At 70.2% G+C, this 22,740-nt stretch carries 18 protein-coding genes; 11 read left to right on the forward strand and 7 right to left on the reverse strand.

What is annotated here, in order from left to right:
- Nucleotides 1-4 precede the first annotated feature (4 nt).
- The 8 genes from ACWDRW_RS09515 to ACWDRW_RS09550 all read left to right on the forward strand — a co-directional run bounded on the left by ACWDRW_RS09515 (nt 5) and on the right by ACWDRW_RS09550 (nt 7,338).
- A complete protein-coding gene (locus ACWDRW_RS09515) occupies nt 5-418 on the forward strand; it encodes a roadblock/LC7 domain-containing protein (protein WP_003973453.1) in 414 nt (137 codons plus the stop codon).
- 112 nt (nt 419-530) lie between these two features.
- Nucleotides 531-929: a DUF742 domain-containing protein gene (locus ACWDRW_RS09520; RefSeq protein WP_285513623.1), complete on the forward strand. Its 399-nt coding sequence runs from the start codon at nt 531-533 to the stop codon at nt 927-929.
- On the forward strand, nt 910-1,485 hold the full coding sequence (locus ACWDRW_RS09525) for a GTP-binding protein (protein ID WP_015657619.1): 576 nt from the start codon (nt 910-912) through the stop codon (nt 1,483-1,485). Before ACWDRW_RS09520 ends, ACWDRW_RS09525 begins: the two co-directional genes overlap by 20 nt.
- 378 nt (nt 1,486-1,863) lie before the next feature.
- Nucleotides 1,864-5,082, forward strand: a complete 3,219-nt coding sequence (locus ACWDRW_RS09530; protein WP_451721716.1) for a sensor histidine kinase — start codon at nt 1,864-1,866, stop codon at nt 5,080-5,082.
- Nucleotides 5,083-5,092: 10 nt separating this feature from the next.
- On the forward strand, nt 5,093-5,506 hold the full coding sequence (locus tag ACWDRW_RS09535; protein ID WP_004983065.1) for a roadblock/LC7 domain-containing protein: 414 nt from the start codon (nt 5,093-5,095) through the stop codon (nt 5,504-5,506).
- 96 nt (nt 5,507-5,602) lie between these two features.
- The gene (locus tag ACWDRW_RS09540) at nt 5,603-6,175 is read left to right on the forward strand and encodes a DUF742 domain-containing protein (protein WP_451721717.1); all 573 of its coding nucleotides are present in this window, start codon (nt 5,603-5,605) and stop codon (nt 6,173-6,175) included.
- Nucleotides 6,156-6,737, forward strand: coding sequence for a GTP-binding protein (locus tag ACWDRW_RS09545; protein WP_031224757.1), 582 nt, complete (start codon nt 6,156-6,158; stop codon nt 6,735-6,737). The genes ACWDRW_RS09540 and ACWDRW_RS09545 overlap by 20 nt, the downstream gene beginning before the upstream one ends.
- Before the next feature lie 424 nt (nt 6,738-7,161).
- Nucleotides 7,162-7,338, forward strand: coding sequence for a hypothetical protein (locus ACWDRW_RS09550; RefSeq protein ID WP_451721718.1), 177 nt, complete (start codon nt 7,162-7,164; stop codon nt 7,336-7,338).
- A 12-nt stretch (nt 7,339-7,350) separates the two neighbouring features.
- On the opposite strand, the gene ACWDRW_RS09555 is transcribed toward ACWDRW_RS09550, so the two are convergent.
- The 3 genes from ACWDRW_RS09555 to ACWDRW_RS09565 form a co-directional block, all read right to left on the reverse strand.
- Nucleotides 7,351-7,542, reverse strand: a complete 192-nt coding sequence (locus tag ACWDRW_RS09555; RefSeq protein ID WP_451721719.1) for an acyl-CoA carboxylase subunit epsilon — start codon at nt 7,540-7,542, stop codon at nt 7,351-7,353.
- Between the two features lie 46 nt (nt 7,543-7,588).
- Complete coding sequence (locus ACWDRW_RS09560; protein WP_451721720.1) at nt 7,589-9,172, reverse strand: acyl-CoA carboxylase subunit beta; 1,584 nt, start codon at nt 9,170-9,172, stop codon at nt 7,589-7,591.
- A 154-nt stretch (nt 9,173-9,326) separates the two neighbouring features.
- Nucleotides 9,327-11,624 (reverse strand): polysaccharide lyase 8 family protein, encoded by a 2,298-nt coding sequence (locus tag ACWDRW_RS09565; RefSeq protein ID WP_451721721.1) that lies wholly within the window; start codon nt 11,622-11,624, stop codon nt 9,327-9,329.
- A gap of 423 nt (nt 11,625-12,047) precedes the next feature.
- Here ACWDRW_RS09565 and ACWDRW_RS09570 point away from each other — a divergent pair, with 423 nt between their 5' ends.
- Nucleotides 12,048-12,644: a YceI family protein gene (locus ACWDRW_RS09570; RefSeq protein WP_451721722.1), complete on the forward strand. Its 597-nt coding sequence runs from the start codon at nt 12,048-12,050 to the stop codon at nt 12,642-12,644.
- Nucleotides 12,645-12,750: 106 nt separating this feature from the next.
- Here the strand turns inward: ACWDRW_RS09570 and ACWDRW_RS09575 are convergent, their stop codons facing one another.
- Nucleotides 12,751-13,320, reverse strand: coding sequence for a YdeI/OmpD-associated family protein (locus tag ACWDRW_RS09575; protein ID WP_451721723.1), 570 nt, complete (start codon nt 13,318-13,320; stop codon nt 12,751-12,753).
- Nucleotides 13,321-13,533: 213 nt separating this feature from the next.
- Here ACWDRW_RS09575 and ACWDRW_RS09580 point away from each other — a divergent pair, with 213 nt between their 5' ends.
- Nucleotides 13,534-14,313: a serine protease gene (locus ACWDRW_RS09580; RefSeq protein WP_451721724.1), complete on the forward strand. Its 780-nt coding sequence runs from the start codon at nt 13,534-13,536 to the stop codon at nt 14,311-14,313.
- Nucleotides 14,314-14,448: 135 nt separating this feature from the next.
- Here the strand turns inward: ACWDRW_RS09580 and ACWDRW_RS09585 are convergent, their stop codons facing one another.
- Together ACWDRW_RS09585 and ACWDRW_RS09590 are read right to left on the reverse strand one after the other, a co-directional pair.
- Nucleotides 14,449-15,807: a hypothetical protein gene (locus ACWDRW_RS09585; RefSeq protein ID WP_451721725.1), complete on the reverse strand. Its 1,359-nt coding sequence runs from the start codon at nt 15,805-15,807 to the stop codon at nt 14,449-14,451.
- 156 nt (nt 15,808-15,963) lie between these two features.
- Entirely contained in the window at nt 15,964-18,966 is a 3,003-nt protein-coding gene (locus ACWDRW_RS09590; RefSeq protein ID WP_451721726.1) for a glycoside hydrolase family 3 protein, read from the reverse strand.
- A 115-nt stretch (nt 18,967-19,081) separates the two neighbouring features.
- Here ACWDRW_RS09590 and ACWDRW_RS09595 point away from each other — a divergent pair, with 115 nt between their 5' ends.
- Nucleotides 19,082-20,947, forward strand: a complete 1,866-nt coding sequence (locus ACWDRW_RS09595; RefSeq protein WP_451721727.1) for a lectin — start codon at nt 19,082-19,084, stop codon at nt 20,945-20,947.
- A gap of 74 nt (nt 20,948-21,021) precedes the next feature.
- Here ACWDRW_RS09595 and cimA read toward each other — a convergent pair whose 3' ends face one another.
- A complete protein-coding gene (gene cimA / locus ACWDRW_RS09600; RefSeq protein WP_451721728.1) occupies nt 21,022-22,626 on the reverse strand; it encodes a citramalate synthase in 1,605 nt (534 codons plus the stop codon).
- Nucleotides 22,627-22,740: the final 114 nt, after the last annotated feature.

Raw genomic sequence — 22,740 nt, forward strand, 5'->3', positions numbered from 1 at the left:
CCCGATGAGCCAGGCGGCACAGAACCTCAACTGGTTGATCACCAACTTCGTGGACAACACCCCCGGGGTGTCCCACACCGTCGTCGTGTCCGCCGACGGTCTCCTGCTGGCGATGTCGGAGGGATTCCCGCGCGACCGTGCCGATCAGCTCGCGGCCGTCGCGTCCGGACTGACCTCGCTCACGGCCGGCGCCTCCCGGATCTTCGAGGGCGGCAACGTGGCACAGACGGTCGTGGAGATGGAGCGAGGGTTCCTCTTCCTCATGTCCGTCTCCGACGGCTCGTCCCTGGCCGTGCTCGCGCACCCCGAGTGCGACATCGGCCTCGTCGGCTACGAGATGGCGCTGTTGGTCGACCGGGCGGGTGCGGTACTCACACCCGACCTGCGTGCCGAGCTGCAAGGCAGTCTGCTCCACTGACCCACCTCGGATCCACCCGCCTCACCAAATCACCGTCAGGCCGACACAGTCCCCCCACCGGCCCCCGTCAGACGGCACGACTGACCAACTTGCTGTCCCGCCCGGAGGATTCATGACCCCGCCCAACGCCTCTCATGATCCGTACGCGGAGCCGTACGAGGATGAGGGCGACCAGCCGCTGGTACGTCCTTACGCGATGACCGGTGGCCGGACCCGGCCGCGCTACCAGCTGGCCATCGAGGCCCTGATCAGCACGACGGCCGACCCGGCAGCGCTCATGGGGCTGCTCCCGGAGCACCAGCGCATCTGCCATCTGTGCCGTGAGGTCAAGTCGGTCGCCGAGGTCTCGGCGCTGCTGGCGATGCCTCTCGGTGTGGCCCGGATCCTCGTCGCGGACCTCGCGGAGGCCGGCCTGGTCGCCATCCACCAGCCGGGCGGCGACGAGAACAACGGCGGCGCTCCGGATGTGACGCTGCTCGAAAGGGTGCTCAGTGGACTTCGCAAGCTCTGACGGAGGCCGGGCCACCACCTCCGCGAAGATCGTGGTGGCGGGCGGATTCGGCGTGGGCAAGACGACCTTCGTCGGCGCCGTCTCCGAGATCAACCCGCTGCGCACGGAGGCCGTCATGACGTCCGCGAGCGCGGGCATCGACGACCTCACCCACACCGGGGACAAGACGACCACGACGGTCGCCATGGACTTCGGTCGCATCACTCTGGACCAGGACCTGATCCTGTACCTCTTCGGTACGCCCGGCCAGGACCGCTTCTGGTTCATGTGGGACGACCTCGTGCGCGGCGCCATCGGCGCGGTCGTCCTGGTCGACACCCGCCGCCTGGCCGACTGCTTCCCCGCGGTCGACTACTTCGAGAACAGCGGGCTGCCGTTCGTCGTGGCCCTCAACGGGTTCGACGGACACCAGCCGTACGCGCCCGAGGAGGTGCGCGAGGCCCTGCAGATCGGCCCCGACACCCCGATCATCACGACGGACGCCCGGCACCGCTCCGACGCCAAGAGTGCGCTGATCACACTGGTCGAGCACGCCCTCATGGCACGGCTGCGATAGTCGATCAAGTAAGCACTCGCGTACGGCAGTTGTCGTAGATGTCCCGGAGCCGGCTGTGGCCTTTGACACGGTCGGCTTCGGTGTTCATAACGTTTCGGCAGAGGAATCGGGTGGTACCGCCACGCGTCGCGGTCATCCGGTCTCGCTGCGCGCACGAAGGCCCCGCCTTTTGGCGGGGCTCGCTCTTTATGACCGTTTTATCTGGGGCTTACATCACGTCCAAACAGCGCTTTCCAGTGTTTGGAAGTGCGCAGGTCCACGTGCTGGAATGCCTGAACTGCCCAATAGTCAATGACGTACTCATCAGTCGATCAGGTACTGGGCTCTGAGACACTGCGGCACAACGTAGGTGCCGACCGCCGGAAGGTTGTTGGTCGAGTGAGGCGAAGCAAGAACGGTCCCGAGCCGTCGGCCCGGGGCAACTTCACCCCGCCGCCGCGCGGAGCGGCGCCCGCCCCTGTGCCCGGTTCGGAGCCGACGGCCACCCCCGCGCCGAGCGGCGGCCGTCTCTCCCCGCGCAACTGGCGGGTGCCGACCCGGCTGAACGCGATCCTGCTCATACCCGTGCTGGTCGGCCTGGTCATGGGCGGCTTCCAGGTGAAGAGCTCGATCGACACCTGGCAGGAGGCCGAGGACGCGGAGAAGACCGCGCGTCTGGTCCGGGCCTCCCTGAACTACGCGGACGCCCTGTACAAGGAACGCGACATCACCGCCGCGCCGCTGCTGAAGGGCTCCGCCCAGACCAGCGAGGACAAGGCCACCGTCGCCGCGGCCCGCAAGGCCACGGACGAGGCCGCCGACGCCTTCGACGAGGCGGCCCAGAGCACGCCCGACAAGCCGGGTCTCGAACGCCGTCTGTCGCAGTTCCGCAAGGTCGAGCCCGACCTGGCGACCCTGCGCGAAGAGGCGTACACCACCAAGCGTCCCGGTGTGGAGACCGAGGAGGGCTACGTCGACGTCGCCCACCCCCTCACCGAGTTCGCCAACGAGCTCGGCCTCGGCACCGGCAACATCACCTCCTACGGCCGCACGGTCTACGCGATCGAGCTGACCAAGGGCGCCCTGTCGCTCCAGCGCTCCATCGGTATGCACATGCTGGTCAACCCCGGCCCCGGCGCCGGCAGCTTCGCCAGCCAGAAGGTCGCCCTGTCCTCGTACGCCTACCTGGAGGGCATCGCCGTCCAGGAGTACATCGGCGGTGGCACCGAGGCCGACGTGCAGAAGCTGAAGGACGCCGAGGCCGACGTGAAGGCCAAGGGCGCGGCCATGGCCAAGGAGGCCGCCCAGAAGGCCGCCGCCGCGGGCGAGACCTACGTACCGCCGCCGTCCAAGTCCACCGACATGGTCCGGGGCATCGCGGGCCTGAAGACCACCGACCCCGCCGAGCGCCAGGCGCTCGCCGCGGACGGCATCACCGCCGAGAACTGGTGGGCGGTCAACACCCTCAAGTACGACGCCTACGGTCAGATCGAGTCGGACATGGCCGACAGCGCGGTGAGCGAGGCCGCGACGATCGCCGACGACGCCAAGCGTGACGCCTTCATCGTGGGTGCCGCGGTCGTGGTCGCCCTGCTCGCCGCGTTCATCCTGGCCGGCATGGTCGCCCGCCAGATGAGCCGCTCGATGCGCCAGCTGCGCAACGCCGCCTTCGGCATCGCCGAGCAGCGGCTGCCGATGCTGGTCGACCAGCTCTCGCGCACCGACCCCGGCCGGGTCGACACCCGGGTGGCGCCGATCCCGATCACCACGACCGACGAGATCGGCGAGGTCGCCCGCGCCTTCGACCAGGTCCACCGCGAGGCCGTCCGGCTCGCCGCCGAGCAGGCCCTGCTGCGGGGCAACATCAACGCGATCTTCACCAACCTCTCGCGCCGCAACCAGTCGCTGATCGAGGGCCAGCTGACCCTCATCACCGACCTGGAGAACAACGAGGCCGACCCGGACCAGCTGGAGAACCTCTTCCGCCTGGACCACCTCGCGACCCGTATGCGCCGCAACGGCGAGAACCTCCTGGTCCTCGCCGGCGAGGAGCCCGGCCGCCGCTGGGACCAGCCGGTCCCGCTGGTCGACGTGCTGCGCGCCGCCTCCTCCGAGGTGGAGCAGTACGAGCGCATCGAGCTCTCGGGCGTCCCGGAGGCCGAGATCCACGGCCGCGCCGTGACCGACCTCGTGCACCTGCTGGCCGAGCTGCTGGAGAACGCCACCACGTTCTCCTCCCCGCAGACCAAGGTCCGCGTCACCGCGACCCGTCTTCCCGACGGCCGCGTGATGATCGAGATCCACGACAAGGGCATCGGCCTCACCGCCGAGGACTTCGCGGACATCAACCACAAGCTGGCCAACCCGCCGACCGTGGACGCCGCGATCTCGCAGCGCATGGGTCTGTTCGTGGTCGGCCGACTGTCCGACCGGCACGGCATCCGCGTCCAGCTGCGCCCCTCCGGCGAGCAGGCCGGTACGACCTCGCTGGTCATGCTGCCCGACGCGATCACCCACGGTGGTGGTGGCGAGGCGGCCCCGCTGCAGGACGAGTTCACGGTCTCGCAGATCATCCCGGAGCAGCAGTTCCAGGGTGAGGACTTCAACCGGCAGCCGATGCGGACGGCGGCCGAACTCGGCTTCGACGACAGTCGCTACACCGAGGTCCCGGACGACGCCCGCGAGCTGGACCCGGTAGGCCGCTCGCTCATGCGCGAGGAGCGCCGCGCGGCCCTGGAGGCCCAGACCCACGGCCAGGAGGCCCCCGAGGGCCAGGGGTACGACGAGTTCACCCCTCAGGGCGGCTACGACAACGCCGGCCCGAACGGCCACGGCGGCTTCCCTGAGCAGCAGGGGGCGTACGACCCGCAGACGACGTACGAGGAGCAGCAGCGTCCGTCGTACGAGGAGCCGTACTACGCCCAGAACGGCGGCCTGCCGCAGAACGACACGTTCTCGTCCGGCGGCGGTTACCCCGAGCCCTCCTATGCGGAGCCCGCTCAGGAGGAGCCCGCGGCCGCGCACGCCTCCGCCCCGGAGTCCTTCCCGGCCTTCGAGGAGCGGCGCTACCAGGACGACTGGCCGCAGCAGGACGACTACCGCAACGGCTACTCGGACCAGTACGCTCCGGAAACGGAACCTGTGCAGGCCGCTGACGCAAGTGAGCGCGACCGCGTAGGCTTCGACCGTCCGGGACCGGCCCCCTCCGCCGCCCACGAGCTGACCGACGCCGGGCTCCCCCGCCGCGGATCCACCGCGAGCGGCACGAACGGCGACCGGCCCGTGCGCCAGGAAACGCCGGCCCCCGCGGAGAACCCCGCCGACAACGGCTGGCGCTCGGCGAACGACGATCGCTGGCAGCAGGCGGCGCAGCTCCGCAAGCCCAAGGCGGGCGGAGTCACCTCCTCCGGTCTGCCCCGGCGGGTGCCCAAGGCCAACCTGGTCGAGGGAGCCGCCGAAGCCACCCCCCAGGGCGGCCCACAGGTCTCCCGCGCTCCCGAGGACGTCCGGGGCAGGCTGAGCAACCTGCGCCGCGGTGTCCAGCGGGGTCGCAGTGCGGGAAGTGAAACGAACGGCCAGGGCTTCGGTCCTGACAGCACCTACAACCAGGAGCGTTAGTGTGAGCCCGATGAGCCAGGCGGCACAGAACCTGAACTGGTTGATCACCAACTTCGTGGACAACACCCCCGGGGTGTCCCACACGGTGGTGGTCTCCGCCGACGGACTCCTTCTGGCGATGTCCGAAGGCTTTCCCCGCGACCGCGCCGACCAGCTTGCGGCCGTCGCCTCCGGTCTGACCTCGCTGACCGCCGGTGCCTCGCGCATCTTCGAGGGCGGCAGTGTGAACCAGACGGTTGTGGAGATGGAGAGGGGATTCCTCTTCATCATGTCCATCTCCGACGGTTCGTCGCTCGCGGTTCTCGCCCACCCCGAGGCGGACATCGGCCTCATTGGGTACGAGATGGCCCTCTTGGTGGACCGCGCCGGTACGGTCCTGACGCCGGATCTGCGTGCGGAGCTCCAAGGGAGCCTTCTCAACTAACAGACAGACGGTGCGTTTTGGCGTCCCGGGGCCGTAAGGTTTCGGGACGCGGCTTCCACGTGATGGGTGCCAGGCACAGTCGGAGGAGGAGAGAAAGTGGCAACACCCCCAGACGGTTCGTCATCGGGCAATTGGTCGTACGGCCCTGCCCAGGGCCAGAACGACGGTTCCCAGAACCGGTACAACTTCCCCTCCGCGCCGAGCCAGCGGCGCCAGCAGCCGTACGCGCCGCAGGGCCCCGGGCCGTACGACCAGCCGCAGGCACCGCGCATCCAGCCCGTGCAGCCGCACCGACGTGCCCCTGAGCCGACGCCCGCCGGGGCGTCGAACAACCCCTTGGTGCGCCCGTACGCCATGACCGGCGGCCGGACGCGCCCGCGCTACCAGCTCGCCATCGAGGCACTGGTGCACACCACCGCGCAGCCGCACCAGATGCAGGGCCAGCTGCCCGAGCATCAGCGGATCTGCAACCTCTGCCGGGAGATCAAGTCGGTGGCCGAGGTCTCGGCCCTCCTCACGATCCCTCTCGGCGTGGCCAGGATCCTCGTCGCCGACTTGGCGGAGGCGGGCCTGGTCGCCATCCATCAGCCCGGCGGCGACGAGAACGCCGGCGGCCAGCCAGACGTGACACTGCTCGAAAGGGTGCTCAGTGGACTTCGCAAGCTCTAGCGGCGGTCCTTCCCGCTCCACCACCTCGGCGAAGATCGTGGTGGCGGGTGGCTTCGGCGTGGGCAAGACCACGTTCGTCGGGGCCGTCTCGGAGATCAACCCGCTGCGTACCGAGGCCGTCATGACGTCTGCTTCGGCAGGCATCGACGACCTCACCCACACCGGAGACAAGACGACCACGACGGTCGCCATGGACTTCGGTCGTATCACCCTGGACCAGGACCTGATCCTGTACCTCTTCGGTACGCCCGGCCAGGACCGCTTCTGGTTCATGTGGGACGACCTCGTGCGCGGCGCCATCGGCGCGGTCGTCCTGGTCGACACCCGCCGCCTGGCCGACTGCTTCCCCGCGGTCGACTACTTCGAGAACAGCGGCCTCCCCTTCGTCATCGCGCTGAACGGCTTCGACGGCAACCAGCCGTACAACCCGGACGAGGTCCGCGAGGCCCTCCAGATCGGCCCGGACACCCCGATCATCACCACGGACGCCCGCCACCGCGCGGACGCGAAGTCCACCCTGATCACGCTGGTGGAGCACGCGCTGATGGCGCGTCTGCGGTAGCCCTCCGGCACGAATCGCTTACGGCCCCCGTTCCTCCTGTGGGAGGGATGGGGGCCGTAGCGCGTTGTGCGGACGGGGTACGGAGATGACCACGGAAGTGGCGGCCTTATGGCTCGGCGGGAGGCGACGCGAACAGGAACGGCACCTGTCCCTGGAGGAGCTGGCACGGACGCCCAGCCGGCCGAGCTGATCCGGCGGATCACCCGGACGGTACGGCCGCCGGTGGGCCTCAACGAGGTCGAAAGCAGCCTGTAAGAGCGGCTGTTCACCGAGTGCGTGGAGTACTACGTCCGGATCGTGCGCACTCTGCCGGTGTTCGAGGAACGGGCGGCGGCACACCCTGAGCCGCGCAGCCTCACGCTGTCCGGCGACATGGCGTTACGGCACGCGGACGTACTCGGCGAGCTGGCGGAGTTGAGGCAACATGATCGCCGCGAGGCCCGGACTGCGCCTGGCCCTTCATGGCGTCGACGTCGCCGCCTGGCTCGCCTCCCCGGACTTCGTACCACCCGAAGTCCGCAGCCTCGGCCTCTACGGCTGCCTGATGCCGGACGACCCCGGCGCCCTGGACTTCCCAGGTACCGAGGTCGTCGTCGAATGAGGCCCGTCGGGCTCAGCGCCAGCTGTGTGGGGCCCTGAAGCCGGGCTCGCGTTCCAGGCGGCGCCAGCCGGCGCGGGGGCGGGCTCGGTGGGTGGGGTCGGGGGCGCCCTGGGCGGCCGCTCGGGCCAGCAGGATGGCCGTGAGGGCGGCTACTTCCTCGGGTTCGGCGTGGCCCTTTTCGACGCGGATGTCAGGCACGTTCATGGGTGTCAGTCTCCGTGAGAGAAGTTTCCGCAGCGGTACCTGTGGGTTACTGCGGGGGGTTGCCGTGCTTGCGGGACGGCAGGTCGGCGTGCTTCGACTGCAGCATCGCCAGCGAACGGATCAGCACCTCGCGGGTCTCCGTCGGGTCGATCACGTCGTCCACGAGGCCGCGCTCGGCCGCGTAGTACGGGTGCATCAGCTCGGACTTGTACTCCTTCACCATGCGGGCCCGCATGGCGTCGGGGTCCTCGGCCTCCGCGATCTGACGCCGGAAGATGACGTTGGCGGCACCTTCGGCGCCCATGACGGCGATCTCGTTCGTCGGCCACGCGTACGTCAGGTCCGCACCGATGGACTGGCTGTCCATGACGATGTAGGCACCTCCGTACGCCTTGCGCAGGATCAACGAGATCCGGGGCACGGTCGCGTTGCAGTAGGCGTACAGCAGCTTCGCGCCGTGGCGGATGATTCCACCGTGCTCCTGGTCTACACCAGGCAGGAAGCCGGGCACGTCCAAAAGGGTGAGAATCGGGATGTTGAAGGCGTCGCACATCTGAACGAAACGGGCCGCCTTCTCGGAGGCCTCGATGTCCAGGACGCCCGCCAGGGTCTGCGGCTGGTTCGCCACGATGCCCACCACCTGGCCGTCCAGCCGGGCGAGCGCGCAGATGATGTTCCGCGCCCAGCGCTCGTGGACCTCCAGGTAGTCGCCGTCGTCGACGATCTCCTCGATGACCTTGGCCATGTCGTACGGCCGGTTGCCGTCGGCCGGGACCAGGTCCAGCAGGACGTCACCGCGCCGGTCCGCCGCGTCCGTGGCCTCCGCGCGAGGCGGGTTCTCCCGGTTGTTCTGCGGGAGCATCGACAGGAGGTAGCGCACCTCCGCGATGCACGTCTCCTCGTCGTCGTACGCGAAGTGGCAGACGCCGGAGGTCTCCGCGTGGACGTCGGCGCCGCCGAGGCCGTTCTGGGTGATCTCCTCGCCCGTCACCGCCTTGACCACGTCCGGACCGGTGATGAACATCTGCGAGGTCTCGCGGACCATGAAGACGAAGTCCGTCAGGGCGGGGCTGTAGGCCGCGCCGCCCGCGCACGGGCCCAGCATCACCGAGATCTGCGGGATCACCCCGCTCGCCTTGGTGTTGCGCTGGAAGATGCCGCCGTATCCGGCCAGGGCGGAGACGCCCTCCTGGATACGGGCGCCCGCGCCGTCGTTGAGCGACACCAGGGGCGCGCCCGCCGCGATGGCCATGTCCATGATCTTGTGGATCTTCGTGGCGTGGGCCTCGCCCAGCGCGCCGCCGAAGATGCGGAAGTCATGGGCGTAGACGAAGACCGTGCGGCCCTCCACCGTGCCCCAGCCGGTGATGACACCGTCGGTGTACGGCTTCTTGGCCTCCAGGCCGAAGCCCTGGGCCCGGTGCCGGCGCAGCTGCTCGACCTCCTGGAAGGTGCCCGGGTCGAGCAGCAGCTCGATCCGCTCCCGGGCGGTCAGCTTGCCCTTGGCGTGCTGCGCCTTGGTCGCCTTCTCGCTGGGACCGGCCAGTGCCTGGGCACGGATCTCGTGCAGCTCGGCGACCCGGCCGCGCGCGTCCGTGGGCTCACCCGTCGTCTCTTCCAAAACGGTCATGTAGTGACCTTACGAAGCCCGCGAAGGAAAGCGGGCCGTCGACTCCGTACAGTCTCCGACCCGTTTTCCTGGTACCCCTGAACAGAACCGTGACGGCATGCAGCCGTTCCGACTGCTCAGGGGGCGTTGGGCTTGTAGAGGTCACACAAAGCCGTCAGCTGAGAGCCACCTCACATATATGGCTGGCACATGCCATCCCAGGAGTGACACGTACGCGCAGACGGCGGCCTGTGGAGATCACCTCGACCGACTCGTCGGCCCGGATCACCGAGCGCACCGGTCGGTCCCAGACGATCTCCAGGGGTGTTCCGGTGCGGGGCGGCTCGCTCACCGAGAGGGTAGCGGTACGGCCGTGGCGGCGGACCAGGACGGCGGCCGGCGCGGAGGCCGTGAGCGGGCCCGCGGTGCCGGCCCGCCAGAAGTTCGCCGCCGTCAGGCCGAGGGAGGGCACCCGGACCGCCTGGCGGCCGGCGTCGTTGGCGAGGACGGACAGCCAGTGCCGGTCCGCGGCGCGGGCGGCGACCGCTCGGCGGGAGGCACCGGGCATCAGGACGTACCGGTATCCGGCGTCCCTGGGGTCCGTGCCGTGGTCCAGCCAGAGCGTCTGCCAGCGCCGGGTGCGCCGCTCGGTCGTACTGGTGCTGTTGATGTCGGACCAGGCGCCGGAGCGGTCCTCGCGCAGGGTCCGCAGGCTTGCGTCGGCAACCAGCCATCCCCCGTGCCCCTCCAGATGGGCCCAGCCGCCTCCTCGTACGAAGGTCCGCTCGCCGCCCTCCCCCAGGTTCCGGTTGTCGACGACCGTCTCGACGGGGACGCCGTCGGCGCAGGTGATCCCGGCGCCCAGGCAGATGACGGCGTCCGCGACACAGAACCACGACTTGCGGGCCTCCAGCGTCGAACCGAGCCCTTTGAGGTGCTGCCCGAGCGCCGCGTACTCGCCATCGGTCACACCACCCACCCAGCGCGCGTCAGGTCTGGGCTCGCCCCACTCGCCGCCCGCGCGGTCGGGCAGTCGCCTCGTCGAGACCGTCGTCCCCGGAAGCCGGTACCAGTCCGCGGTCGGCCAGTACCAGTCGGTGTACTGGTCGCCGAGCCCGGGCGCCCACCAGGAGAGCATCCCGGCGCCGGTGTGCCAGCCGCGTGGGTTCTCGCCGTTGCCGCACTCGTAGTGCGCGATGCGGTCGCTCGCCATGGCGATGTTCGCGACGAAGCCGGGGCGGCGGTGGACGGCGCGGTCCATAGCGGCGAAGAGGTGGTGGCCGACGGGGTCGGAGGCGGCGGGTACGGCGGAGTCGGCGACGGTGTGCAGGCGCGCGAGGTCGGCGACCCCGAACTGCCGCCCGGTCAGGATCGGGGAGACGGTGTCCCGCTCGATCCAGCCCTTGATACGGCCGTACCAGCGCTCCCCCTCCGCGCCGCTCGCGCCGCCCGCGAGCAGCGCGACGGCGGCGATGACGGCCTGCCCGTGGAAGTGGTCACTGCGCATGACCTGCCGGTCGTCGCTCTTGAGGTGGCCGCGGCTGACGGCCCGCCCGTTGACGCTGTCCATGATCAGCCCGTCGTGGAGGAGCGGAGCAAAGGCCCGCTCGACACTGTCGAGGACGATCTGCCGGTTCGGATCGGTCACCTCCCACTCCGACCCGGCGAGCAGCGCGAAGAGCCGCCCGAGCCCGTCGAGCAGGACCTGCCCGTAGGTCCCCGAGTAGGCGACCCAGGTGTGCTGCACGAACGACCCGTCCGCGTACAGCCCGTCCCCCTCGGTCACGTAGGGGAAGACCGGTGAGAGCGCGTCCCGGGCGAGGGCGATCCTGGCGGGTTCCCGGCCCACGATCCCGCGCAGGGCGACGGAACGGCACAGGTCGACACGGTTGGCCCCGGTGGAGGTGCCGGAGTAGTCGGTGAGCGCGGAGTCCGGGACGAAGTGGTCGACGGCGGCACAGGCGGCGGCGCGCCGGTCGGCGCCGAGGTGGTCGTGGAGCGCGACGGCGATGTCCATGAGCAGCCTCGGGCTGCCGATCTGCCACTCCCACCAGTTGCCGTAACGGGTGGTGGAGGGGTTGTAGACGGTGGTGGAGAGGTGGTCCAGCCCCCGGACGACGTCCGCGAGCATGCCCGCGCCACCGGTCGATCCGGTGCCGGGTTGGACGTAGGCCTGGGTCATGGTCCAGAGCCGGCTGTAGCTCTGGGTGATGCCGGAGGGCGGGTCGAAGCGGTGGCCGGGCCAGAGGGAGTCGCCGGCCGGCGCCATGGAGGCCTGGAACCCCCGGGCGAGCACTCCGGTCTCCGCGAGGCGCGACGCGTACGGCTCGGCCGCGGGGTCGTAGCCGGCACCGAGGGCGAGATCGAGCCAGCGGCGCCGCAGGACGTCGTACGCGTCCTCGGTCCCTCGGGGGGCCGCCGCCGTAAGGCTCAGCCCGGTGGCGAACAGCAGGGCCCGGCGAGTGAGGTGCATGGGTTCTCCCTCCCCTCAAGTGCCGCAGCCAAAGCGTGCGTTGCCCCAGTCGGCGTGATCGTTGCCGTCGCGAGTGCAGGCGATGGACTCGCCGGGCTGTACGCGGCCCAGGGGGTGCTGCCGGTGAGGCGGGCTCCGGTGGCACGGTCGGTGCAGGACGGCACGCGCGAAAAGTCGTCGGCGACGTGACGGAGAGCTGCGGGGAGGCGATGACCCGGCAGGGTGACGGCGGTTGCGGCTCAACGAAGTCGGCGGGCTCCGGGCCACCGCAGTCCAGGACCACCGCACGGACGTGCGTGCGGTGAACACTCGGAGTCGCCGGAAAACTACTTTGGGGATGTTGTTGAAATCCGAACGGAATAGGTCTACATTCATCGGTGTTGGTTAGTTCAACGTTCAACATCGTCCCCCAAGGAGAGCGTCATGAGCATCTTCGGCCGCAAGAACACCGTCGAGACCACCACCGCCGTCACCCCGGAGCTGGCCGCCCTGACCGGCGACTACACCATCGACGCGGCCCACACCACGCTCGGTTTCGTGGCCCGGCACGCCATGGTCACGAACGTCAAGGGCAAGTTCCTGGACTTCTCCGGCTCGCTCAGCCTGGACGGCTCGGACCCGTCCAAGTCGACCGCCTCCCTCGACGTGAAGATGGACAGCATCGACACCGGTTCCGCGGACCGTGACGGCCACCTCAAGAGCGCGGACTTCTTCAGGACCGACGAATTCCCGACCATGACCTTCCGCTCCACCAAGGCGGAGGCCCTGGGCGGGGACGACTACCGGATCACCGGTGACCTGACGATCCTCGGCACGACCCGGCCGCTCACGATCGACCTGGAGTTCAACGGCGCCGCGAAGGACCCGTTCGGCAACGAGCGCGTCGGCTTCGAGGGCAAGGCCGAGATCCTGCGCTCCGAGTGGGGCCTGACCTGGAACGCGGCGCTGGAGACCGGCGGCGTGCTGGTCTCCGACAAGATCAAGCTGAACTTCGACATCTCGGCGATCCGCAACGCGTGACCCGTCCGCCCCTGAGCCGCCACGCGTGACCCTCCGCCTCTGAGCGGCCCCCCTGAGCGCGCCCGCCCTCCAACTCCCCCGAACGGGAGGGCGGGCGCTCGGCTGTCTACCGGCCCTCGAGCTTCGCGATCGCCGCGGCGAGCCTGGCCGCCCGGGCCTTGGGCGTACGAGCCTGCAGCAGACCGAGGACGACCTGGTACCGGTCGGTCTTCCCCAGCCCCTCGAAGGCCTCCCGGGCGCGGGGACTGCGCTCCAGCTCGGCGGTCAGGTCCTCCGGCACGGCGGCGTTCCGCTGCGACTCGTACGCCGCCGCCCACCGCCCGTCCGCCTGGGCCGCCTCGACCTCGGCGACCCCGGCGGGCCGCATCCGCCCGGCCGCGCTCAACTCCGCGACCCGCCGCACGTTGACCATCGACCACAGGCTCCCGGGCCGGCGTGGAGTGATCCGCTGCAGGAAGTACGCCTCGTCCAGCGCCTTGCGCTGCCCGGTGATCCACCCGTGGCACAGGGCCACGTCATTGACGTCGAGCCAGTCGACGGACACGATCCCCGACCCCTTCTTGGCCACCTTCACCCACACCCCCGGATGCGGGGCGGGATGCTCGGCGAGCCAGGCGTCGAGGGCGTCCACGGACGCGAAGAAGACGGGGCCCGGGCTGTCGGTCGTGTCGGTCATGTGGAGACCGTAGGCGAGCAATAGGTCAGTTTCTGTCCTCTCCTGCCCTCTCCTGTCCTCCGCCTCGGTGGCGCACGGGCCTGGCCGGATATCCCCTCTTGTGCTCCCGCTCACAGCGTTCTCATAATCCGAGCACGGAGTTGACGTGTCCGCGACAACATCGCGGAGCATCGTCCCGCACGCCTCCACCAACCCCCCACGGAAGGCATCCCGTTGAAGTCTCTCCTCAAGGCGCTCAAGAGATGCGCCGTCGCCGCCACGGCCGCGCTCGCCGTCGTCAGCCTTCAGCCCGTGTCCGCCGCGCAGGCGGCTCCCGCGCCCGTCGTCGGCGGAACCCGTGCCGCGCAGGGTGAGTTCCCGTTCATGGTGCGGTTGTCGATGGGCTGCGGCGGCGCGCTGTACACGCAGCAGATCGTGCTCACCGCGGCGCACTGCGTCGGCCGCACCGGCGCCAACACCAGCATCACGGCCACCGCCGGTGTCGTGGACCTCCAGTCCAGCAGCCGGATCCAGGTCCGCTCCACGTACGTCTACCGCGCCCCCGGCTACAACGGCGACGGCAAGGACTGGGCACTGATCAAGCTCGCCCAGCCGATCAACCTGCCCACGCTGAAGATCGCCACGACCACGCAGTACAACACCGGCACCTTCACCGTCGCCGGCTGGGGCGCGGCCACCGAGGGCGGGAGCCAGCAGCGGTACCTGCTGAAGGCGACCGTGCCGTTCGTGAGCGACGCCACCTGCCGCTCGTACAGCGGCTACGGCGGTCTCATCGCCGGCGAGGAGATCTGCGCCGGGTACACCGCCGGTGGTGTCGACACCTGCCAGGGCGACTCCGGTGGCCCGATGTTCCGCCGGGACGCGGCGAACCAGTGGATCCAGGTCGGCATCGTGAGCTGGGGCATCGGCTGCGCCCGCCCCAACGCCCCCGGTGTCTACACCGAGGTCTCCACCTTCGCCTCCGCCATCGCCTCGGCGGCGGCCGGGCTCTGAGCGGTACGGCCGGGCTCTGAGCAGTACGGCCGGGCTCTGAGCGTTACGGACGGACGAGGGGCGCGTACGGCTTCGTACGCGCCCCTCTGCGTGGTCCTCGCGACGGTCCTCGCAGCGGTCCTCGGGAACCGCCCCTCAGAAGCCTCCGCCGAAGTCCCCGCCGCCCCCGAAGCCCCCGCCCCCGAAGTCGCCGCCGCCGAAACCACCGGTGAAGTCGTCCGAGGCGAAGTCGGCGCCGGAGACATCGCCGCCCTCGTAGCCGCCGCCGAAATCGCCGTAACCCGAGCCGTAGTCGGCGGCGTAGGCGGGGCCGGCCATCATGCTGCCGAGCATCGTGCCGATGAGCAGGCCGGGGAGGATGCCGCCGCCGAAGTACCCGCCGGCCCAGGGGCCGTAGGCGGGTCCGGCGTCCCAGTACGGGCGGCGGGCGCCGCTGTCCGTGGTGACCTCGCGGATCATCGGGTCCTGGCCGTCCGCGAGCCGGGCCCGGTCGGCCGCGCACACCGGGACCTCGCGGGTGGCGCTGCCGGTCGGGGTCCAGCTGACGTCGGCCACCGACGGGCCGTGCCGGGGGTCGAAGAAGCAGGGCGGCCGGCGCTCGGGCAGCGGGCGGCCCTCGCGGCGGGCGGCGAGCAGCGCCAGCGAGTGGCGGCCGTCCTCCAGAGCCTGGGTGACGGCCCGTACGTCCTCGGGTTTCGTCGCCCCGTCCATCAGGCGCTTGGCCTGTTCGTAGGAGTCGAGGGCGTGTTCGTAGTCGGTGCGCATCGCGTCGTCGGCGCCGGGTTCGCCGGGGTGGAAGTCCAGGCGCTCCAGTTCCTCGCCGAACGCGGTGATGTCCTCGTCCACCACCACCCGCAGCTTCGCCAGCGCGGCCCGCTGTTCCTGCTCGTGCTGGAGGCGCCGACGCCGCACCAGCGCGTACGCGCCCGCGCCGCCCGCGGCCAGGACCACGCCGGTGGTGACCAGACCGGCGACGGGCACGCCGTCGTCCGTCGTGGAGCCCCAGGACGACGGGGCCGAGCCGCCCACGTTCTGCAGCGCGGCGTCGACGAAGTCGTTCAGCTGGGCCTTGACGTCGTCGATGCCCTGCACGGACGAGACCAGGTTGCCCACGGCCTCGTTGCTCATCACGGAGGAATCGGCGGCGGCACCGAAACCGTCACCGCTGCGCACCGCGTACAGACCCGTGACGCCGGTCTCGGTGCGGAGGTTCTTCAGCAGGTTCTGCTCGGGCTGGTCCGCCGGGAGGACCGCCACGAAGACGGGCTTGTCGGCGTCCCTGATCTTGTCGGCGAGCGCCTCGGCGTCCGACGACGACAGCTGGTCGGAGGCGGCGGGATCGACGTACACCGGATCCTCGCGCAGCGACTCGGCGACCGTCGACAGATCCGCGGCCGCGAACGCGCCGGGCGCACCGGCGGTCAGCACCGCCAGTGTGGCGGCGACCGGAACGAGGGCCCAGCGCACAAGGCCCCTGAGCAACGGAGTCCTCATACCTCGACGCTACCTGACGAATCGGACAAACGGACCGGGCCCGGCGGAGCGAATCCGCCGGGCCCGGCGTCGTACGGCGGTCGGGCCGTCCGGCGATCGGCCCTGCGCCGCACGACGTCCTGGGCCGCCGGGGGCGGCCTCACGTCGTACGGGCGTTCAGTCCGCCCGGTAGGCGGCCGTCAGCTTCTCCACGGCCGCCCCGTACCTCCCCTGTGTCAGCAGGCGGTCGGCCTCCGCGAAGGGCCCCGCGAGCCCCGGTGTGACCGCCTTCCGCTGGACGATCAGCCGCGCCTTCGTGACCAGCGCGCGGCCCGCCTCGTCCGCCCCCGCCCGCTCGGCCGCCGCGGCGGCCACGCCCAGTGCCCTGAGGGTCGTCGTACCGCCCTCCGGCACCTCGGTCAGCGTGGTCAGGCCCCAGCCGTAGGGGAACTGCGGATCGTACGAGGCGTCCCCGACGTTGATCGGCAGCTGCGTCTCGGACTTCGGCCAGGTGACGGGGAGCTGCCCGGTGAAGGGCCGCTTTCCGTAGAGCACGTCCGCGACGCCGTCGCCCTCGGTGCCGGGCAGCCAGGAGGCGACGAGCGCGTCGATGTCGGCGAGCCGGTCGCCGAGCAGTTGCGGGCGTCCGGAGACGATCAGCACCGCGCACTTCATGGCGGCGCACACCGTGTCCACGGCCGCCTGGTCCGCGGCCGACAGCCGCAGGTCATGGCCGTTGCCGACATCCCCGACGCCCTCGGCGTACGGCGTCTCGCCGACGACGACCACCCCGACGTCGTGCCCGTCCGTCGGGGCGGAGGCGTCCTTGGAGTACGTCAGCCGCGGCGCGTTCTTCCGCATCGCCTCCAGGATCGTGGTGCCGGGGGTGATGTCGCCGGAGGAGCCCTGCCAGGTGATGGTCCAGCCGCCGCTCTGGTTGCCGATGTCGTCGGCGTTGGATCCGGCGACGTACACCTTCTGCGACTTCCTCAGCGGCAGCACGCCCTGCGCGTTCTTCAGCAGCACCTGCGACTCGGCCGCCGCCTGCCGTGCGACGGCGCGGTGCGAGGCGGAACCGATCTCCGAGGCGCCGCTGGTGTCGGCGTACGGCTGCTCGAAGAGACCGAGCCTGAACTTCTGGGTGAGGATACGGGAGACGGCGTCGTCGATCCGCCGCTCGGTGATCCGCCCGGCCCGCGTCTCCGCGACGAGGGCGGAGTGGAAGTCCTTGTAGGAGTACGGCGCCATGACCATGTCGACTCCGGCGTTGACCGAGGTCCGCACGTCGCTCACGTAGTCGCCCGGGATCTGGTCGATGCCGTTCCAGTCACTGATCACGAAGCCGTCGAAGTCCAGCCGCCCCTTGAGCACGCCGTTGATCATGTCGCCGCGGGCGTGCATCTTCACCGGGCCCTGCCCGTCGCCGATCAGGTCGAGCGAGGAGTAGGACGGCATGACCGTGCCGACGCCCCGGTCCACGGCCTCCTCGTACGGCGCCAGGTGCACGGCCTCCAACTGCTGCCGGGTGACCTTGGTGACGCCCTGGTCGATCGTGTAGGTGCCGGTGGTGGAGGAGCCGTACTCGGTGCCGCCGTCGCCGACGAAGTGCTTGGCGGTGGCGAGGACCTTGTCGTCGCGGTCCAGGTCCCGTCCGTCCGCGCGGCCCTGGAGACCCTGGATCACCGTCTCCATGGACTCGACCAGCGCCGGGTCCTCGCCGAAGGCCTCGTAGGAGCGGCCCCAGCGCTCGTCGCGGGTGACGCAGAGGCAGGGCGCGAAGTCCCAGGGGACGCCGGTGGCGCGGACCTCGGCGGCGGTCACGGCGCCTGTGCGGTAGGCGAGTCGGGGATCGCGGGTGGCCCCGATGCCGATGTTGTGCGGCATGACGGTCGCGCCGGTCAGGTTGTTGTGGCCGTGGACCGCGTCGACGCCGTAGATCAGCGGGATCTGGAAGCGGGTCGCCTGGGCCCTGAGCTGGAAGAAGTCGATCATCTTCGCCCAGGCCCCGGCGGTGTTGGGCGTCGGGGTCGAGCCGCCGCCGGACAGCAGTGAGCCGAGGTCGTAGGCGGCGATGTCACCGGGATCGGCCATCGCCCCGCGCTCGGCCTGGGTCATCTGACCGGCCTTCTCGGCGAGGGACATCCGCCCGACGAGATCGGCGACGCGCTTCCGCACCGGCAACTGGCTGTCCAGGTACGGCAGTCCGTGCGCGTCCACGACGACCTGCGGGGTCTCCTTCGGAGCCTTCGCCCCGGTGACCGCCAGCTTCAGCGGAACGGTCTCGGCGGTCTCGGCGGACCGGTCCTTCAGGGTCGGTACCCGGAGGGTACGGGTGGCACCGGAGGCGGTACCGGCCGGGAAGGTGATCGTGCCGCTGACGGGGGTGTAGTCCTCGCCGGAGTCGGCGGTGCCGCCGCCGGTCTCGTAGGCGACGGTGACGGGCTCGTCGATGGGGGCGGAGCCGGTGGTGACGACGGAGACCCGCACGCTCGCGGTGCCGCCCTCCCGCACCGGGTACACGGCGGCGTCGGTGCTCACGGAGGCGCGCAGCGCCTGGTCCGCTCTGCCGTACAACTCCACGCCGTCCATGGCGAATTCGCCGGGTGCCCCGACCGGGAGCGTGACGGCGTAGCCCCACGTCTCGGTGAGCCCGAGGACCTGGTCGATGCCGCCGACGGGCTGGTAGTCGGTGCGGTAGACGAAGTCGGTGAAGGGGATCTCGATCTGTTTCCAGCCGCTGAAGTCGTCGGTGAAGGAGGTCGTCCACAGCTCGGAGGCCTCGCCGTTGGCGCCGCCGTCCTTCAGCTCGAAGGCGATCTTCTTGCCGTTGTTCCGGCCGTCCCACCAGAAGCGGATGCCTTTGCTCGCCGACCAGTCGTGGGCGGGCTTGTCAAAGGCGAAGTCGTGGGTGAAGCCGCCGTAACCGCTGATGTCGTAGCTGCCGGAGAGCACCTTCTCGCCCTCGGGCGCGTCGGCACGAGCGCTGAGCCGGAGGGTGGGCGGATCGTCGTGGTCGCTGCCCCAGGTGAAGATGCCCTCGGCGGGCGGGTCGGCGAAGGGGACTTCGCCTTCGAAGCGGTCCACGGGGACGGGTGCGGGTTCCTCCGCCGCGCGGGCCGAGGTGAGCGGCACCAACGCGGCGAGCAGGGCGGTGGAGACGAGCAGGGCGGTTCTCGGCATGGACCTTCCCTCGACTCTCATGGTTCACTCAGGACTTAGATCACGCCGTGAGTTAACTAACGGCCCGCAGACCCGTCAAGACGTCACGTCAGACATCTCGGGAAGGTGAGGCACTGTGAGAACGACCCCCCACGCACTCCGGCTCCTCCTGGCCACGCTGCTCATCACGGCCGGCTTCACCGCGGCCACCGCCCCCGCGCAGGCGGCGGGCGAGCAGGTCACCGCCTATCTCACCACCACGGACGACTCCGGCGGACGCCATGTCGTGCGCGGGCTCCAGGCCCAGGCACCCTTCAGCTTCCAGGCGGGAAGCGGTGGTTCGGGCGAGAACATCTCCGTCGACGAGAACACCCGCTACCAGACCTTCACCGGCGGCGGCGCCTCCTTCACCGACACCGCCGCCTGGCTGATGGACGGCAGCGGGGCGCTGTCCCAGGCGACGCGGGACGACACGATGCGCAAGCTGTTCTCCCCGACGGAGGGCATCGGTCTGTCGTTCCTGCGCAACCCGATGGGCGGTTCGGACCTCGCGCGGTTCGGCTACACCTACGACGACGTGCCGGCCGGACAGACGGACCCGGATCTGTCGGAGTTCTCCATCGCGCACGACCTCCAGGACGTGGTGCCGCTGACGAAGCAGGCGCGGCAGCTGAACCCCGCGCTCACGGTGATGGCCTCGCCGTGGACGGCACCCGCCTGGATGAAGGACAGCGGACAGCTCAACGGGGGCTGGCTGAAGGCGGAGAACTACGGGACGTACGCGTCGTACTTCGTGAAGTACGTGCAGGCCTACCAGGCGCAGGGCATCCCGATCTCGTACGTGACGGCGCAGAACGAGCCGACGTGCTGCGCCGGGTATCCGTCGATGAGCTGGAACGCCTCGGGGCTCGCCTACTTCACGAAGAACGAGCTGCTGCCGAAGCTGGCGGCGGCCGGGCTGTCGACGAAGGTGCTGGCCCACGACTGGAACTGGTCCGACTACGACGCGTACGCGGCGCAGACCGTGGACGACGCGGCGATCCGATCGCACCCGAACTTCGGGGGTATCGCCTGGCACGGCTACGGCGGTGACGTGGCCAAACAGACCGTGGTGCACGACAAGTACCCGCAACTGGACGCGTTCGGCACCGAGCACTCCGGCGGCACCTGGATCGCCAACCAGCAGCGCGAGGACATGATGAACATCGTCGACTACACCCGCAACTGGGCGAAGTCGGTGACGAAGTGGTCGCTGGCGGTGGACCAGAACCGGGGTCCGCACAACGGTGGTTGCGGGGTCTGCGACGGTCTCGTCACGGTCCACAACGGCGACTCGCGGCACGGCCAGGTCGACTTCACGATCGAGTACTACACGATGGGCCATCTGACGAAGTTCGTGAAGCCGGGCGCCCATCGCATCGCTTCCACGGCGTCCTCCTCCGTGCCGAACGTGGCCTGGCGCAATCCCGACGGTTCGAAGGCGCTGATCGCCTACAACGACGCGTCGACACCGAGGACGGTGACGATCAACTGGGGCTCGCAGCACGCGACGTACTCCCTGCCGGGCAAGACGTCGGCGACCTTCACCTGGACCGGTACGCAGTCGGGGGGCGGCGAGCGGTCGGGGGCGCTCGTGGGACTCGCGGGCAAGTGCCTCGACGTGGCGGGGGGTTCGAGTGCGAACGGCACGGCGGTGCAGCTCTACGACTGCAACGGTACGGCGGCACAGAGCTGGACGGTGGGGACGGACGGGTCGGTGCGGGCACTGGGCAAGTGCCTCGATGTGACGGGCGGTTCCACGGCCGACGGGCCGAAGGTGCAGCTGTACGACTGCAATGGCACGGGGGCGCAGCGGTGGACGTACGACTCCGCCACCGGTGACGTGGTGAACACGGCCGCGAACAAGTGCCTGGACGTCACGGACAACTCGTCGGCGAACGGGGCCCGGGCCCAGATCTGGTCCTGCACCGGCGCGCCGAACCAGAAGTGGCGGCTGACGTAGACCCCGGGGGCGGCCTCCCCGGACCCCCGCTTCTCTCGCGGAGCGGGGGTCCAGGGGCGGGCCCCCGGAGGGACCTACTGCGCCGGGGTCACACCCGCCCGCAGCAGCCCGTACGTGTAAGCGTCCTCCAGTGCCTGCCAGGACGCCGCGATCACGTTCTCCGCCACGCCCACCGTCGACCACTCCCCCGCGCCGTCGGACGTGGAGATGAGGACCCGGGTCGTGGACTGGGTGCCGTGGACGCCCTCCAGAATGCGGACCTTGTAGTCGACGAGGTCGAGCTTGGCGAGCTGGGGGTAGATCTTTTCCAGGGCCACGCGCAGGGCTCGGTCCAGGGCGTTCACCGGGCCGTTGCCCTCCGCCGTCGCGACGATGCGCTCGCCCTTGGCGAAGAGTTTCACCGTGGCCTCATTGGCGTGGCTTCCGTCCGGCCGGTCCTCCACGATCGCCCGCCAGGACTCGACCTGGAAGTAGCTCAGCGGCTTGCCCTCGACCTCGGCCCGGAGCAGCAGTTCGAACGACGCGTCCGCCGCCTCGTACGTGTAGCCCTTGAGCTCGCGCTCCTTGACCCGCTCCACGACCCGGCCGACCAGCTCCCGGTCGCCGCCCAGGTCGACGCCCAGTTCCTTGCCCTTCAGCTCCACCGACGCCCGCCCCGCCATGTCGGACACCAGCATCCGCATGGTGTTGCCGACCTGCTCGGGGTCGATGTGCTGGTACAGATCCGGGTCGACCTTGATCGCGGAAGCGTGCAGGCCCGCCTTGTGGGCGAAGGCCGAGACACCGACGTACGGCTGGTGCGTCGACGGGGTCAGGTTCACGACCTCCGCGATCGCGTGCGAGATCCTCGTCATCTCGCGGAGCTTGCCCTCCGGCAGCACCTGCTTGCCGTACTTCAGCTCCAGCGCGGCCACCACCGGGAACAGGTTCGCGTTGCCCACCCGCTCGCCGTACCCGTTCGCCGTGCACTGGACGTGCGTCGCACCCGCGTCGACCGCCGCGAGGCTGTTCGCGACCGCGCACCCCGTGTCGTCCTGGGCGTGGATGCCGAGCCGGGCACCGGTGTCGGCCAGCACCGTCGAGACGACCGCCTGCACCTGCGCCGGGAGCATGCCGCCGTTGGTGTCGCAGAGGATCACGACGTCCGCGCCGGCCTCCGAGGCCGTACGGACGACGGCTTTGGCGTACTCGGCGTTCGCGCGGTAGCCGTCGAAGAAGTGCTCGCAGTCCACGAAGACCCGGCGGCCCTGTTCCGTCAGGAAGGACACCGTGTCGCGGACCATCTCCAGGTTCTCGTCCAGCGTGGTCCGCAGCGCGAGTTCGACGTGCCGGTCGTGGGACTTCGCCACCAGCGTGATCACCGGGGCACCCGAGTCCAGGAGCGCCTTGACCTGCGGGTCCTCCGACGCCTTCGCTCCCGCGCGGCGGGTCGCTCCGAAGGCGACCAGCTGGGCGTGCTTGAAGTCGATCTCCTGCTGGGCGCGGGCGAAGAACTCGGTGTCCCGCGGGTTGGCGCCGGGCCAGCCGCCCTCGATGAAGCCCACGCCGAAGTCGTCCAGGTGCCGTGCGATGGCCAGCTTGTCCGCGACGGTGAGGTTGATGCCCTCACGCTGGGCGCCGTCGCGCAGGGTCGTGTCGAAGACGTGGAACGAGTCGTCGAGCTCGCTGGTTTCCGTCATGGTCTGAAGGCTCCTGATGTATGGATCTCGGTCTGTACCGGAATGACCGGCTCCACCGTCCCCCAATGATCCCTCGCGCTGCGCACCCGGCTGCAGGTGGGCCAGAAACGCGAA

This window comes from Streptomyces sp. NPDC003635 (genome assembly GCF_053587635.1).

Excerpts from the sequence above, each read along its gene's own strand:
- ACWDRW_RS09555 (WP_451721719.1), bottom strand. The coding sequence starts at position 7,542 with ATGAACGTGCCTGACATCCGCGTCGAAAAGGGCCACGCCGAACCCGAG.
- ACWDRW_RS09570 (WP_451721722.1), top strand. The coding sequence starts at position 12,048 with ATGAGCATCTTCGGCCGCAAGAACACCGTCGAGACCACCACCGCCGTC.
- ACWDRW_RS09550 (WP_451721718.1), top strand. The coding sequence starts at position 7,162 with ATGATCGCCGCGAGGCCCGGACTGCGCCTGGCCCTTCATGGCGTCGAC.
- ACWDRW_RS09585 (WP_451721725.1), bottom strand. The coding sequence starts at position 15,807 with ATGAGGACTCCGTTGCTCAGGGGCCTTGTGCGCTGGGCCCTCGTTCCG.
- ACWDRW_RS09515 (WP_003973453.1), top strand. The coding sequence starts at position 5 with ATGAGCCAGGCGGCACAGAACCTCAACTGGTTGATCACCAACTTCGTG.
- ACWDRW_RS09560 (WP_451721720.1), bottom strand. The coding sequence starts at position 9,172 with ATGACCGTTTTGGAAGAGACGACGGGTGAGCCCACGGACGCGCGCGGC.
- ACWDRW_RS09565 (WP_451721721.1), bottom strand. The coding sequence starts at position 11,624 with ATGCACCTCACTCGCCGGGCCCTGCTGTTCGCCACCGGGCTGAGCCTT.
- ACWDRW_RS09520 (WP_285513623.1), top strand. The coding sequence starts at position 531 with ATGACCCCGCCCAACGCCTCTCATGATCCGTACGCGGAGCCGTACGAG.
- ACWDRW_RS09590 (WP_451721726.1), bottom strand. The coding sequence starts at position 18,966 with ATGCCGAGAACCGCCCTGCTCGTCTCCACCGCCCTGCTCGCCGCGTTG.
- ACWDRW_RS09535 (WP_004983065.1), top strand. The coding sequence starts at position 5,093 with ATGAGCCAGGCGGCACAGAACCTGAACTGGTTGATCACCAACTTCGTG.
- cimA (WP_451721728.1), bottom strand. The coding sequence starts at position 22,626 with ATGACGGAAACCAGCGAGCTCGACGACTCGTTCCACGTCTTCGACACG.
- ACWDRW_RS09575 (WP_451721723.1), bottom strand. The coding sequence starts at position 13,320 with ATGACCGACACGACCGACAGCCCGGGCCCCGTCTTCTTCGCGTCCGTG.